This window comes from Gammaproteobacteria bacterium (assembly GCA_021648145.1).
Classification (GTDB): Bacteria; Pseudomonadota; Gammaproteobacteria; order JAADGQ01; family JAADGQ01; genus S141-38.
This window is the reverse complement of the sequence record JAKITI010000003.1, coordinates 46128-59257: the sequence shown is the minus strand read 5'-3', so window position 1 is coordinate 59257 and position 13130 is coordinate 46128. Positions and strand designations below refer to the sequence as shown.

Below are 13130 nucleotides of genomic sequence, written 5' to 3'. Positions count from 1 at the left end.
CGATCAAATCAGTACAAAAAATGCAGTTGCCCCAGTGATAATAAAACCAAAAAACCAGAGCCATTTGATCTGCCGCTTCAGTTTCACTTCATCCTTATCTGAATAGTCATTCACAATAGGTATTAACGTATCAAACAGCTCAAAGCTCGTTGATATTGCCGATGTACCTGCGTCAAAGTATTCAGTGGAACTGATCGCAACTCCACGTTCGCCTAATAAATTTTCCTGCAGAATGTGCATAAAGAAATAGGTAGGCTGAAGGCCTTCAGTAATGAGTACTTCAGGTGATTGACCTTGATAACTGGTATCCGCCAATGATTGAGCCAGCGTTGAATGAATAGATTCTAAACTTTTATTGACCCGCTTATGTAAAAACTGAAGTTTAATACGTGCAGATATGATTACTCTGTTTTGTGCTGCAACACCGGCTCCCACACCACGAGCACGCGCAACAAATTCAATCATCATCGGCAAATAATAAAATAGCCCGACGGTCAAATCCCGGCACTTTTTATCTTCATGAAAGTAAAGCCCCGAATCGTTTGCAACATCAACAATTAAATAGAGCACTTCATTGATCAAATCTGAATGTTGTTGAAAACTTTTAGATGCTGACAAACCCGAATAACAATTTTTTAATGAGACCCAGTCGGCTTTGATTATCTTCCAACGCAGTAACTTTCCTTCAATATCCCCCGTTTTATCAATTTCCTGAATACTTTTGTCTACCTTATTTTGAACTTCAATAATTTTTTCTTTAAAAGAGTCATCACCTAGAAGCAGTGAGTTAGACATGCCTCGATGCTGAGGCATGAACTCAATCAACTTACGAATTTCACCAATAGCGCCAATACCTTGGCGCTGATGCCGAATAAATAAGGCTGACCTCTTACAATGAATCGTTGTAATAGTTAACGCCAAAATGGCACTAACAACTATTATGGACAGAGTTAAAATCATTACTGCTTTCCCCACTTAGTAATCATGACAACTTCTGAATTTATGAATGCGACGATTTATTATTTGGAATAACATCAACCATGTGCTGAGAAAGTGTTTGCAAATAATCTGCTGTTGTTGATGTTTCATCAAATGCTGCACCATTTTCAATAGCGGCTTGGTTAATATTTTCAATATGCTTCGCAATCTCTTGAGTTTTATTGCTCTGTTGTAATATTGCTTCAGTAATTTCATGCATCACATTAGACGTATTCATCGCATTTATTCTAATTTGCTGCAAATGATCTCCTGCCTTATTACCCCACTCAACACCTCTCACAACATTATTATGAACTGCTTCCATACTGGAAATATTATTCGAAATTTCTTCCTGAATTGTACTCACCATGCCGGTAATTTGAGCCGTTGCCTGATGGGTTCGCTGAGATAAGGAACGCACCTCGTCAGAAACTACAGCAAATCCACGACCATGCTCACCCGCACGCGCCGCTTCAATCGCTGCATTCAATGCAAGCAAATTGGTCTGTGCTGCAATTTCCTGAATCACTTCAATAATTTTGCTGATTTCATTAGAGCGCTCTCCCAGCGTTGTTAATAAACGCTCAGAATTTTCAACAGATTCAAATGTCTGCTGAATACTTTCAATAGATTTAATAACCACTTCCCCACCATCACCCGCAAGCTGATCAGTATGATCAACCGCCGTTTTAACATCTTTTGCCTGACCTGCGATTTCAAGGCTATTTTGTGCAGCCGCCTCAATAGCCAAAGTAATTGCAGAAACAGATTGCACCTGTTGCTGTGAGTTTTTAACTTCTCGTTTAGCGGCTATTGACAGTTCAGATGCAGCACTTTGCACTTCAGCAGCTGACTCTGTAATTTCACTGATGGCACGTTCAAACTCTGTAGAAATTGTCTCTAAACTGCCATATAACGAACCCAATTCATCATGCGTTGTTGATTTAAGATGCAGTGACAATTCACCATCCACAATCGCCTGACTATTTCTTTTCAGATCATTAATAGCTCGCATAGTACCCGAGTAATAACCGGTCAATATGTAAATAAACAGAGCAAAAATCAACACCGAAAACAGAAGTAAATCCAAGCGCTTTTTCTCAATTTCCTGAACTTTTTCTAATGCGTTATCTTTCTGTAATATATTAATTTGTTGCTGGTATTGATTATTAACCAAATAGCTCAAGGTTGCCGTACTTCCCAGCATTATTGCTGCTAACAGTACGACCTTAGATAAAAACTTAAATGCTGCATTCGCCATCCTGGCAGGCTTAATAAAAAAATTTGCCACCAATTCCACCCAATTTATTCTAAATATAGTTTTAATTGCGGCAACAAATGACGATAACTTAACCAATCATAATGTATAGGCCATCAATTGGATCTTCTAATAAGGTTAAAACAATTTGTTTTTGGCGAAATACCAGCCAGGCAATCCCAGGATGAAGTGTTCTTATCTTCATTAGGTGCCATTATTGGCATTGGTCTTGTCACATGGGTTAGCCATCACTTTGTAGGTGATGCTGGATTACCTTTTGTAGTCGCTTCAATGGGAGCCGCCGCAGTACTACTCTATGCAGCGCCACATAGCCAATTAACTCAGCCTTGGCCATTTGTAGGCGGGCACTTGGTGTCAGCCATTGTGGGAGTTACCTGTGCTCAATGGATTCCTGATCTGTTTCTAGCCAGTGCTTTAGCTGTGGGGCTCGCTATTTTTGTGATGCATGAATTGAGCTGTTTACACCCTCCAGGAGGCGCAGCTGCATTGGTTGCTGTCGTTGGTGGTGATCAAATTCATGCTTTGGGGTATCTTTACGTACTCGTGCCTGTTGGCCTGAATGTGTTAATTATGGCCGTGGCAGTCTGGTTGACACGCCTGATACTCGCCAAGAGACGTAAAACAAAAGAGTTAACCTTTGTTTTTGATGACGAAGAGAGCAAAGAAAGTGACTTGCCAAACCTGCTGCCTTTTTCAAAAGATGATTTAAACAAGGCGCTGCAAGAGATCAACGCTTATATAGATGTTTCCATTACAGATTTAAACAATATTTATACAAATGCAACTCTGCTCGCTCATAAACGCAATTTGGGAACGAAGGCTTGCAAGGATATTATGACTCACCCTGTTATTTCAGTAGAGTTTGGCAGTAGTCTGGATGAAGCATGGAGGCTCATGCAAGAACACAAAATACGTAGCATTCCAGTGATTGATAAATCTGGACGAATCAGTGGCATCATCACTGCCTGTGATTTCATAAAAGAGGCCGATAAATATCATAAAAAAAGCATTGAGGAGCGCCTAAAAATAGTGACCAAACAGATGGGCGAACTGACCTCAATTAAACCTGAAGTGGTAGGGCAGTTGATGACATCGCCTGTGATTACTTTGCAAGAAAACGAACCTGTTGCCCATGCTTTTTCAATTTTCAAAGAGAAAGGAATTCGTCATATTCCCATACTGAACGATGAACAGCGTTTGGTCGGAATATTGGCACATACAGATGTAATTCGTGAGCTACGTGTAAATTAATGACTAAACTCAAACGGATCACTAAAAATTTCTTGCAATGAAGCGCCTGCAAGAAAAGCTTTTTTCCTGCTATCTTTCACCATATCTGGATGACCACAAAGGAACAGTCGCCAACCTGTCAAACTGGTGTACTGCTCTAGTGCCGCAGCATTGGCAAACCCAGCATAACAATCCTCGGGTACAACATCCCCAGAAATGCATCGTGTATAAAAAACATTTTTATGTGCATCGGCTAACTGGCACAATTCATCAACCATATAAAGCCTGCTGACATCAATCACTCCATGAAACAGGTGAATATGACCTCGGTGCCCTTGTGCCAACGCATCGTGAAGAATACCCACTAATGGAGCCAACCCTGATCCCGTACCAATCAGTAGCAGATTTTGTTCTTGATCATCGGGTGAATAATAACAATCGCCATGAGGCCCATCAATTTCCAGTAGATCACCCACCTGTAACTCATCATGAATCCAGGCGCTCATTTTACCATTTGGCAAATATTCGACATGAAGTTCCAGCATATTATCTGGCAGTGAAGTTGCAATAGAGTAGCTACGTGTCAAACCATCGGGTCGATGTAAGTTAATAAACTGCCCCGCTTTGTGCTCAAACGCTTCAAGGCACTCCAAACGCAACCTTAAAATTTGGCCATTCATTTGATATTTATCAACAATACGAACCGCTGTTCGATGAAAGACTTCATCGCCAGCCAAAGTGACCTCAAGGTCACCTTCAGGTTTGCAGATACAGGCAAGAAAATAACCACTCTCTTTCAAACTTTTTTTCAGATTTTTTTGTGAACTTTCAGGCGGCATACCCTCCGTTGCACGCATCAAGCAGCTTTGGCAAATACCATTCCCACATGATGAGGGAATCGCCACACTATTGCGATGTAAACATTGAAGAACAGACTCACCATCAAGAACTTCATAAACCTGACCGTCATAACTTACACTAGACATTGTGCGGCGACCTTTCTATTTTTACCGGCCTAATACATCTTTACGTGTTGTTTCAGCCGTTGCAGCAACTTCTGCAATGAGATCATCCGCAACACCCAGCTCCTTCAATGTTGCTCCAAGAAGCTCAACAACCGCGTCAAAATCACTATCACCCAAGCCTTTTTCTACCAGATGAGCATGCCCTTTACGCATATCCATTCCTGTATAATTATTAGGGCCACCAAAAGCATAGGTCAGAAAAGCTTTTTGCTTAACGGCCTGTTTTTCCATATCAGTCCCTTCGAACCAATGACTGATTCTGTCATCACCAAGAACTTTACGATAAAAAATATCAACTGCTGCATCAACCGCAGCTTCACCACCCAATTTTTCAAACAAACTTTTGTTACTCATTTCTCCACCCATCTCTTTATTTCCCTTTTAAAATTAATAAAAAAAGCTTCAACATTTAATATGCATTAGACCCTTATCAAAGCACCTACGCATTCGGCATCTTACCAAAATTCTTTAGAGAAGTATTTTAAATACATCTTTTTATTACAATGAAAAAATGTCAACCTTGACCCAACTAAAAATTAGATGTATATCTAAAATAATCTACAGTAAAAACAAATTCCAGGTTACCTATATGCAGCTTCCAGTCACTGTCGCTATTGATTTTATGAACAAAGACCATGCTGAATTCGTTGAGCAATTAACCCAGCTCAATACAGCATTGAAAAATGATTCCAATAAAATAATAAGTGAACTTCTAACTAAACTAGTTGAGCATACCTGTGAACATTTTTCACATGAAGAGTGTGAGATGCAACGTATCAGTTTTCCACCATACCCAATGCATAAGGGTGAACATGATCAGGTTATAGATTCACTGAAAAGTGCTGTCATTGACTGGGACAACAGGCATGACAGAGAAGCCTTGGAAAAATACATTTCTGATACTGTCACACCCTGGTTTTATCTACATGTTGATACAATGGATTCCATCACCGCTCAATTTATACAGCGGTTCGACTCTATGACTTGAAGTGGTCAAATTTTGTATTAAGCTCCTTTGTTAAATCAACCAATTTCCCACCGCCTTGTGCAGTTTTCTCTGCCATCATAGTCGCTTGTCCTGCAATATCACCGATTGCGACAATACTGTTTTTAATTTGCTCCGCAGTCGCACTCTGCTGCTCTGCAGCACTTGCAGTTCCTGCGTTAACTTCATGAATTTCATTAATAACGTTCATAATGGCTTTTAGCGACACTTCAGCCATCGCCACCTGCTGCACACTCTCACCTGCTTGTGAACTTCCACCATTCATCACACTTACAGCACTTCTTGCGCTGGCCTGAATACGCTCAATCATATCTTGTATTTCAAGCGTTGATTCTTGTGTACGGCTCGCCAATGTTCGAACTTCTTCGGCCACCACAGCAAACCCTCGTCCTTGCTCTCCCGCACGTGCGGCTTCAATTGCAGCATTCAGCGCTAACAGATTCGTTTGCTCAGCAATGCCCTTTATTACATCCAACACAGAACCAATTGACTCACTCTCTGTTTCAAGCGTTTTTATCACATCAGAGGCTTTTTCCACTTCACCAGCCAACAAATTAATTGAAGCGATTGTTTTTGCAACGACAGCCTGTCCATTTACGGCTTCATCATGCGCTCTACTCGCTGCACTCTCTGCGGTCGCCGCGTTACTTGCGACCTCCTGAACAGCCGTTGCCATCTCTTCTACCGCAAAGGTGACTTGATCCGTTTCATTTTTTTGCTGTGAAATTTTTTGATTGGATTGATTAGCCAAATCAGACATTTCACTCGCAGCAATCTCTACACTAGAGCTCGAATTTGCTACTCCATGAATCAGCTCTTGAAGTTTGCTTATAAAGCTGTTGAAATTTTTAGCCAATATACTGATTTCATCATTACCAGAGCTATCCATCCGACTATCAAGATCACTATACCCTTGTGCCAAGCTGCTCATGGCTCGGTTTATTTCACTCAAACGCCGATCAATTGTCATTTTATAGGCAAAATATATTGCAAGCATCGAAATCGCCAGAACTCCAAGCAATAACAGTAAAACCTCTTTACTTATAAGTGCTCCAGAAGAGAGTTGGTCATCAATGACGGTCGTGACCTCAAGGATGCCGCGCACATCCCCCAGCTGCCAGTTATTTTTAGGTGTTTGTGGATGACTGTTATGACAACCTACACAGACTTTGCTAGCCATTTTGTCTGCAATGGCAACTCGAAGCACCTGCTTGCCGTCAATAACATCTCGTTTACTATAGGTTTCATCTGGGTTACGAGTGATGGCACTCCAGGCATCTGATTCAAACGCTTCGAGCTGGCGTGATGCCCGATTTGGAAAAGGAAAATCGCTGTAAAGTTTTACAGTCACACCTTCACCTGCAGACAGTTCACTTAAATCATGAATCATCGTCGCTGGAAGTGGAATGGCTTTATTGTTCTGCTTATGATCAATAGCCACACTGATATCACCACTGCCCTTAACAGGTTGAACGACATAGTCGGCATAATATTTACGCAGTGTTTTGAACTGCTGAACGGTCTGCTCTGATGATTGTATCGCCGTTTCAATCACATTGCGCTCAATCTGCCCAGGAATAAGCGATACAGTCACAATAATACCAATAAAAAAAACAGCAAACACAGGGATCATCATTTGCCATAACAAGCCTAACTTATTCCATTTCATATCCATATTTCCCTATTAATTTACAATCTTTCAAGCAATATCGGCGATCAATTGATTTGCTTGAAATTTACAAATCTATTAACACCACTATATTTGACTTGGCGAATTCATTTGAATAAAATTGAATACAACAGCAACATTATTAATTCAAAAAGGACGGGGAACATTATGTCTAAAACAGTCACACTTAGAGTTGATGACAATATCTATCAAATGATAAAAATGGCAGCCGACGGGCAACGGCGAAACCTTTCAAACTTTATTGAATTCGCAACATTGCAATATTTAACATCAGAAAGCTATGTCGATGACAAAGAGATGAAACAGATACTCAGCGACTCAGAACTTCTCTCAAACTTGAGAAGTGGCTTGAAGGATATCAAAAAAGGTGATTACACCATTGTCTGAATTCAAAATCGCTGAAACAAAGGTGTTTGAAAAAACCAAGAAAAAAATTGATGAAAAACTGTATCAAAAAATCAAACAAATTGTCTATCCACAATTACGAAACAACCCATTTTTTGGAACAAACATTAAAAATCTAAAAGGAGAATTCGAGGGCTACTATCGATACAGGATAGGCAACTACAGGCTATTTTATCTGATAGACAACCAGAAGGTTATCGTATTTATAGTCGATTTCAAACACAGAAAAAACTCTTATGGCAGGTAGGGAAAAACATATAATCACGATGTTATTTACTTGCCTGTATTGACTATGAGATTCACTTTAAAGCGGTGCTTATTCCTGTTAATAGAATGGCTCAGATATACGGCTTCTGGCATCACTCTCTTTTTGTTCCTGGCGGTTTACATCAAACTGTTCAGCATCACGGCTCTGCTCCGCTATTTTTTCAATAGACTGATATTTATTACGTATAATAAACCACGCTCTCTTTTTTTCTTCTAAAATATTTTGACTCTGCTCTAACAACTGCCCTTGCTGTTCAACTGCACTATTTAAACGGGCAGTAAATGCACGATAATCCTTTAATTGATTCACATTCAGCACACCACCGACCTTTGATTGAAAATTAGCAATATATTCATCACGATAGTTTTCCAGCTCACTCAGGCGCAAACTACGTTCATCAACAACATTTTTGGCTTCACCAACACCCTCCGCAGCTTGACGCTCTTGATGCCCTGTCAATGATGCAATTTTTGATAATCGTTTAGACTTTTTCATGCTGACTCATTTTCTCTGGCTGCGGTGATTGCATTAATTTATACAGCTCCTGCATGCTTGCTTCATAATCCACCACATCGTAAATATTCTGCTCCAGAAAAGAGCGTAAGCGAGGTTGGTAGATAATTGATTCGTCAATATGTGGATCACTGCCTTTTGTATATGCGCCCACATTAATAAGATCCTGATTTTGCTGGTAAGTTGAATAGATTTGTTTAAAACGGCGTGCTTGCTGCTGATGCTCTGGCGTGACAATTTCTGTCATAATCCGACTGATTGATGCTTCGATATCAATCGCAGGATATTGACCTGATTCTGCAATTTTCCGTGAAAGTACGATATGTCCATCAAGAATAGCGCGTGCTGAATCTGCAATGGGATCTTGCGGATCATCCCCTTCGGTAAGAACGGTATAAAATGCGGTAATAGCGCCCCCTCCTGCACCCCCTGTGCCCGCACGCTCAACCAATGCAGGCAGCTTGGCAAATACTGAAGGTGGATAACCTTTTGTAGCAGGCGGCTCGCCCACCGCCAGAGCGATTTCACGCTGCGCTTGCGCATAACGTGTGAGTGAATCCATTAACATTAAAACCTGAAGCCCCTGATCACGAAAGTACTCTGCAATACTTGTTGTCAACATCGCACCATGCAATCGTTTCAAGGGCGATTGATCTGCAGGCACGGCGATCACAACGGCTCGCGCCATCCCCTCTTTACCTAAAATATTTTCGACAAACTCTTTAACTTCACGGCCACGCTCACCGATCAAACCGACCACAATGACATCAGCCTTGGTAAAACGCGTCATCATTCCCAGCAACACACTTTTACCCACACCACTGCCAGCAAACAACCCCATGCGCTGCCCTTGCCCGACTGTTAGCAGTGCATTAATCGCACGCACGCCGACATCCAGAGGCGTACGCACAGGGTCACGTTCTAACGGATTAATTGGGCACCCTGTCAGTGACACACGCCGCTCTGATTTCAAAGGCCCTTTGCCATCAAGTGGCTCACCGTCGCCCCCCAACACACGCCCTAACAACTCATGACTGACCGCAACATCACTCACACGCCCCGTGGGAATCACGCGGGAATTTGGAACCACACCACTAACATGCTCTGTCGGCATCAAATAAGTGCTTCCCCCCGAAAAGCCGACCACCTCCGCTTCTATGGCTCGCCCTAGTGAATCACGTATTAGGCAACGTTCACCTACTGCCGCTTGAACACCGACAGCTTCCATCGTAAGACCCACCATGCGTGTCAAGCGACCTTCAACAACATGTGAAGGCACCTTTTGTATTCGCTTTCGGCATTGGTTCAGGCGCTCTCGCCACCGAATTCGACGGTCAGCAGTTTCAATCACTTTGGCGACCCTCCCCAAAAACACCGCTCACGAGTGCAGCCAGACGCGTATCCAGGCTCGCATCCACCTGAGATGTCTCTGTCACCACCTTACAACCACCGCGTGACAACACGGGATCTTCCACAACTTGCCAAGCATACTCATCTTCAGGCATCGTCAGTGCTTCACGTACCAAGGCAGCATCTTCAGGGTGAAGAAAAACACGCACTTTTGCATCCGCTAACGGTAAAGCACCCACGGCTTCTCGAACCACGGCAATCACTTGTCCGGGGTCTGTTTTCAACTCACGGCGAATCACTTGTCGTGCAATCGCCATAACCAGAGATAGCAGCTCCTGCTCAATTGCATCGTCTAGCTGCAGTAGTGGTTTGCTGAGTGTTTGAAGAATACTTTCAAACTGTTGAATTTTTTCTTTGGCTTCAGCCTTTCCTTGCCTGGAACCGAGATCACGCCCCTCTTTTTTTCCTTTTTCAAACCCCTCTTTTTTACCTGACTCGAACCCTTCTCGATATGCCTGCTTATGGATCTCTTCAACTTGCCCCACCGTGACAGGTTTATGAGCCGTTTGAGAACGACTGTTTTTCGACTTTATCTGCAGCTTATTTATAGAAAGTTTAGATTCATCTTCAGGGCTTTCAACAAGAACACCGCCCACAGCAGGAAGTTTCCAGCGCTGAACGGAGCCAAAACCTTCAGCCGTTATCAAGCGGGAAGCCGGCTTTTTATGATTACCCGACAAGCTCTTCCCCCTTACCACCCAAACTTATTTCACCTGATTCACTCAAACGTCTGGCAATCCCTAAAATCTCTTTTTGTGCAGTCTCCACCTCACTTAACTTCACCGCACCTTTCGCCTCTAAATCTTCACGTAAAGTTTCTGCGGCACGCTTTGACATGTTTCCAATAAACTTGTCTTTAATCTCTTCATCGGCTCCTTTTAACGCCAAAATCAGGGAGTCTGTTGAAATTTCACGTAGTAATGTTTGATAGCCTCGATTATCCAGCTCTTTCAGATTTTCAAAAACAAACATGAGATCCTGAATTTGCTGCCCCATATCTTCATCTACTTCTTTGATATGATTTAATACCTGCTCTTCAACACTACCATCTACAAAATTAAGAATATCCGCCGCACACTTTACCCCACCCAACGCCGAAGATTTTACGTTATTACTTCCTGAAAACTGCTTCTCCATGATCATGTTCAACTCATGAAGGGCGGCAGGTTGAATACCATCCAGCGCAGCGACTCGCATCAGCACATCTTCTCGAACACGGTCAGGAAACTGCGCCAGCACATCTGCCGACTGATCAGAATCAAGGTAGGCCAGCACAATCGCAATAATCTGCGGATGCTCCAGACGAATAATCTCTGCAATAGAGCGTGAATCCATCCATTTTAATTGCTCAAGCCCAGTGACTGAAGAGCCCATCAGAATACGATCAACCAAATTACCCGCTTTATCTTCTCCCAGCGCTGAAACAAGCACCTTACGCACATAATCATTGGCACCCATGCCAATGGAAGTTTCATTACCAACAGCCACCAAAAAGCTATCCATGACCTGCTCAACCTGAGGTTTACTGACCTTTCTCATTTCAGCCATCGCCGAGCCAATTTTATGAACCTCTTTAGGCCCTAAAAACTTCATCACCGCAGCGGCACTCTCTTCACCAAGGGAAAGCAATAAAACGGCAGCCTTTTCTAATGAACTTAATGCCTCATCCGCCATTATTCAGAGATCCACTCTTTCATAACTTGTGCGACTCGTTTAGGATCCTGATCAACAATCGCTTTTGCGGCTATCATATTATGATCCAAAGCAGTTGGAGACAGCTCTTTTTGAGAGGCTCCAGCCCCCGCTTTATTTTCCAGTGCTCCAACGGGCAAGCTGCTGCTACCACCACCTCCATCAGGAAGTGCTGCAACAGCGAGTGCAGGTGGTGGTGCCACACCTTTTTCAGCCAAAGAGCGTAATACAGGCCGTAACACTCCAAAAATCAAAATCAAAACCATCAACCAACCGAGTAACTGCTTACCACCTTCCATTAAAGCCGGGTTATCCATAAGCCCAGGCTCTTCAATGACCACAGCCTCCGGCACATAAAAAGAGCTATTGACGACACTCACACGATCTCCCCGAGCCTCATCAAAGCCAATCGTCTCTTTGACCAAGGTTGTAATATTGGCTATTTCATTCTCACTTAATGGGTGACTTTCAACAACACCCTCCTCATTAGTGGTGCTGCGTTCATCAACCAGTATCGCAACCGAAAGACGCTGTATGGTTCCGCTTGGATTACGCGTATGGCTCACTTTTTTATTGATTTCATAATTCCGAACTGCGCGGCGACTTGAATTCAGAGAACCGCCTCCTGCCCCCACAGCGGTTCCAACCGCACCCACGGCTCCATCTTCCAAAACGGCCTCTTCCGGGGGTTGGTTCGAGAGCGCTCCAGGCACACCGCCAACATTTTCTCGGCCTTGTGTTTGGCGTTCAGTAATTTGTTCGCTGCGAATCGCTTGTTGATCAGGATCAAAGCGCTCTTCAGTCTGTTCAATAACGGTAAAATCAAGCTCTGCACTGACTTGAGCCCGGATTCCTTCAATCCCCACCATGGGTGAAATAATCTCCTCAATTCTCTTGACGTAATAGTTTTCCAGACGATGCTTATATTCAAACTGATCCGAGTTCATCTTCATATCGGGTGACTGCTGTTTATTACTAAGCAGCCGCCCTTTTTGATCGGTCACACTAATATTTTCATTGGTTAAATCCGGCACACTTGAAGCCACCAAATGAGTGATCGCTGCCACTTGATCTTTAGATAAGCTACGCCCTGAAATTAAATTCACAAAAACAGAAGCCGAAGGGGGCTTTCGGTCACGAACAAAAACAGACTGCTTGGGGAGTGCCAAATGAACGCGTGCGGATTGAACATTACGCATGGATGAAATCGTTGTTGCCAGCTCACCTTCCAACGCCCGTTGATAACGTATTTTTTCAATAAACTGGCTGGTGCCAAAGCTTTGTTCTTGATCCAGAATATCAAACCCTGTCATCTTACCCGCAGGCAGGCCTTGAGATGCCATCGACAACTTCAGTTTCTGTAACTGGTTGGAGGGCACTAAAACGGTTCCTGAAGAGTGAACCATCTTAAAATCGACACCACTACCTTGCAGTGAAGCCGTCACAGACACCATATCAGTTTCAGACAGACCGCTATAAAGCTGCTGATAGTTTGGTGATTGCGACCACAGCACAACAGCAACGCCAATGGCAACACTCGCCGCCAGCCCGACCATCAAACCAATTTGTCGTAATACAGGAAGTTTATTCAACCCCTGAAAAGCAATCAGGCCACCCGTTTTATTTTCAGCCAT

General features: G+C 43.0%; 14 protein-coding genes. 4 read left to right on the top strand and 10 right to left on the bottom strand.

Going from position 1 to position 13130, the window contains the following annotated elements; genetic code table 11:
- Positions 1–3: 3 nt before the first annotated feature.
- A complete protein-coding gene (locus tag L3J70_02565) occupies positions 4–960 on the bottom strand; it encodes a hypothetical protein (GenBank protein ID MCF6235255.1) in 957 nt (318 codons plus the stop codon).
- Positions 961–1000: 40 nt separating this feature from the next.
- The gene (locus L3J70_02560) at positions 1001–2269 is read right to left on the bottom strand and encodes a methyl-accepting chemotaxis protein (GenBank protein ID MCF6235254.1); all 1269 of its coding nucleotides are present in this window, start codon (positions 2267–2269) and stop codon (positions 1001–1003) included.
- 156 nt (positions 2270–2425) lie between these two features.
- Between L3J70_02560 and L3J70_02555 the strand changes: the two genes are divergently transcribed.
- On the top strand, positions 2426–3508 hold the full coding sequence (locus tag L3J70_02555; protein ID MCF6235253.1) for an HPP family protein: 1083 nt from the start codon (positions 2426–2428) through the stop codon (positions 3506–3508).
- Here the strand turns inward: L3J70_02555 and L3J70_02550 are convergent.
- Both L3J70_02550 and L3J70_02545 read right to left on the bottom strand, forming a co-directional pair.
- Entirely contained in the window at positions 3505–4473 is a 969-nt protein-coding gene (locus tag L3J70_02550; protein MCF6235252.1) for a 2Fe-2S iron-sulfur cluster-binding protein, read from the bottom strand. The genes L3J70_02555 and L3J70_02550 overlap by 4 nt on opposite strands.
- A gap of 21 nt (positions 4474–4494) precedes the next feature.
- On the bottom strand, positions 4495–4866 hold the full coding sequence (locus L3J70_02545) for a group 1 truncated hemoglobin (GenBank protein MCF6235251.1): 372 nt from the start codon (positions 4864–4866) through the stop codon (positions 4495–4497).
- A gap of 235 nt (positions 4867–5101) precedes the next feature.
- On the opposite strand from L3J70_02545, the gene L3J70_02540 reads away from it, so the two are divergent.
- A complete protein-coding gene (locus L3J70_02540; GenBank protein MCF6235250.1) occupies positions 5102–5500 on the top strand; it encodes a hemerythrin family protein in 399 nt (132 codons plus the stop codon).
- On the opposite strand, the gene L3J70_02535 is transcribed toward L3J70_02540, so the two are convergent.
- A complete protein-coding gene (locus L3J70_02535; protein MCF6235249.1) occupies positions 5490–7187 on the bottom strand; it encodes a methyl-accepting chemotaxis protein in 1698 nt (565 codons plus the stop codon). The two genes, L3J70_02540 and L3J70_02535, sit on opposite strands and share 11 nt — an antisense overlap.
- Before the next feature lie 168 nt (positions 7188–7355).
- On the opposite strand from L3J70_02535, the gene L3J70_02530 reads away from it, so the two are divergent.
- Both L3J70_02530 and L3J70_02525 read left to right on the top strand, forming a co-directional pair.
- Positions 7356–7595 (top strand): CopG family transcriptional regulator, encoded by a 240-nt coding sequence (locus L3J70_02530; protein MCF6235248.1) that lies wholly within the window; start codon positions 7356–7358, stop codon positions 7593–7595.
- Positions 7588–7860 (top strand): type II toxin-antitoxin system RelE/ParE family toxin, encoded by a 273-nt coding sequence (locus tag L3J70_02525; protein ID MCF6235247.1) that lies wholly within the window; start codon positions 7588–7590, stop codon positions 7858–7860. Before L3J70_02530 ends, L3J70_02525 begins: the two co-directional genes overlap by 8 nt.
- 78 nt (positions 7861–7938) lie before the next feature.
- On the opposite strand, the gene fliJ is transcribed toward L3J70_02525, so the two are convergent.
- From fliJ to fliF, 5 genes are read right to left on the bottom strand one after another with little or no spacing between them, the layout of a single operon-like run.
- The gene (gene fliJ, locus L3J70_02520) at positions 7939–8376 is read right to left on the bottom strand and encodes a flagellar export protein FliJ (GenBank protein ID MCF6235246.1); all 438 of its coding nucleotides are present in this window, start codon (positions 8374–8376) and stop codon (positions 7939–7941) included.
- Positions 8363–9745: a flagellar protein export ATPase FliI gene (fliI, locus tag L3J70_02515; GenBank protein ID MCF6235245.1), complete on the bottom strand. Its 1383-nt coding sequence runs from the start codon at positions 9743–9745 to the stop codon at positions 8363–8365. Before fliI ends, fliJ begins: the two co-directional genes overlap by 14 nt.
- The gene (locus L3J70_02510; protein MCF6235244.1) at positions 9738–10484 is read right to left on the bottom strand and encodes a flagellar assembly protein FliH; all 747 of its coding nucleotides are present in this window, start codon (positions 10482–10484) and stop codon (positions 9738–9740) included. Before L3J70_02510 ends, fliI begins: the two co-directional genes overlap by 8 nt.
- Positions 10474–11478: a flagellar motor switch protein FliG gene (gene fliG, locus L3J70_02505; protein ID MCF6235243.1), complete on the bottom strand. Its 1005-nt coding sequence runs from the start codon at positions 11476–11478 to the stop codon at positions 10474–10476. Before fliG ends, L3J70_02510 begins: the two co-directional genes overlap by 11 nt.
- Positions 11478–13130: a flagellar M-ring protein FliF gene (gene fliF, locus L3J70_02500; protein MCF6235242.1), complete on the bottom strand. Its 1653-nt coding sequence runs from the start codon at positions 13128–13130 to the stop codon at positions 11478–11480. Before fliF ends, fliG begins: the two co-directional genes overlap by 1 nt.

What these genes read in the sequence shown, in the direction of transcription:
- L3J70_02565 (MCF6235255.1), bottom strand. Translation starts at nt 960, where the DNA reads ATGATTTTAACTCTGTCCATAATAGTTGTTAGTGCCATTTTGGCGTTA.
- L3J70_02545 (MCF6235251.1), bottom strand. Translation starts at nt 4,866, where the DNA reads ATGAGTAACAAAAGTTTGTTTGAAAAATTGGGTGGTGAAGCTGCGGTT.
- fliJ (MCF6235246.1), bottom strand. Translation starts at nt 8,376, where the DNA reads ATGAAAAAGTCTAAACGATTATCAAAAATTGCATCATTGACAGGGCAT.
- L3J70_02550 (MCF6235252.1), bottom strand. Translation starts at nt 4,473, where the DNA reads ATGTCTAGTGTAAGTTATGACGGTCAGGTTTATGAAGTTCTTGATGGT.
- L3J70_02540 (MCF6235250.1), top strand. Translation starts at nt 5,102, where the DNA reads ATGCAGCTTCCAGTCACTGTCGCTATTGATTTTATGAACAAAGACCAT.
- fliF (MCF6235242.1), bottom strand. Translation starts at nt 13,130, where the DNA reads ATGGCTGAAAATAAAACGGGTGGCCTGATTGCTTTTCAGGGGTTGAAT.
- L3J70_02530 (MCF6235248.1), top strand. Translation starts at nt 7,356, where the DNA reads ATGTCTAAAACAGTCACACTTAGAGTTGATGACAATATCTATCAAATG.
- L3J70_02535 (MCF6235249.1), bottom strand. Translation starts at nt 7,187, where the DNA reads ATGAAATGGAATAAGTTAGGCTTGTTATGGCAAATGATGATCCCTGTG.
- fliG (MCF6235243.1), bottom strand. Translation starts at nt 11,478, where the DNA reads ATGGCGGATGAGGCATTAAGTTCATTAGAAAAGGCTGCCGTTTTATTG.